Raw genomic sequence first — 608 nt, 5'->3', positions numbered from 1 at the left:
CTGCCACCATTCACATAGTCATTGCCATACCCGGCGCTGATGGTGTCGTCGCCATTGCCGCCGTAGAGGGTGTCGTCATAGTCACCGCCGTCGAGGTTATCGTTGCCGTCACCACCGTCGAGCATGTCGTTGCCATTGCCGCCGGCGAGTTTGTCGTCACCAGCACGGCCATACAGGGTGTCTATGGCGTCGCCGCCATCGAGGGTGTCGTTGCCATTACCACCATCGAGGGTGTCGTTGCCATTGCTGCCGTCGAGCAGATCGTCGCCGTCTTCGCCATACAGGGCGTCGTTACCGCTTTGGCCGTACAGGCGGTCATTGCCAACACCACCATAGGCGACGTCTTCACCGTTACCTCCATCGAGTTTGTCATTGCCATAACCACCGTAGAGGGTGTCATTGCCATCAACACCAAAGAGTGTGTCGTCGTTGCGGCCACCTCTGACGACTTCGGCAGCATTGCCACCATTGACGGTGACTTGTTTGACGAGCAGGTCATCCCAACTGACTTGTTTGCCATCGGAGAGGATGAATTTCTCGATAGGGGAAATGACTTTGCCTTGTGCATCGAGAGTGACTTCAAAGTCGATACCCTGGCTTGCATCACC

1 protein-coding gene is annotated in these 608 nt (G+C 56.4%); it reads right to left on the bottom strand.

What is annotated here, in order from left to right; genetic code table 11:
* A partial coding sequence (locus tag AC07OI_RS29810; RefSeq protein WP_495259672.1) for a calcium-binding protein occupies positions 1-608 on the bottom strand: 608 nt, incomplete at both ends.

Source organism: Undibacterium sp. GW821-FHT07F11 (assembly GCF_059418665.1).
This window is presented reverse-complemented; position numbering and strand designations above follow the sequence as displayed.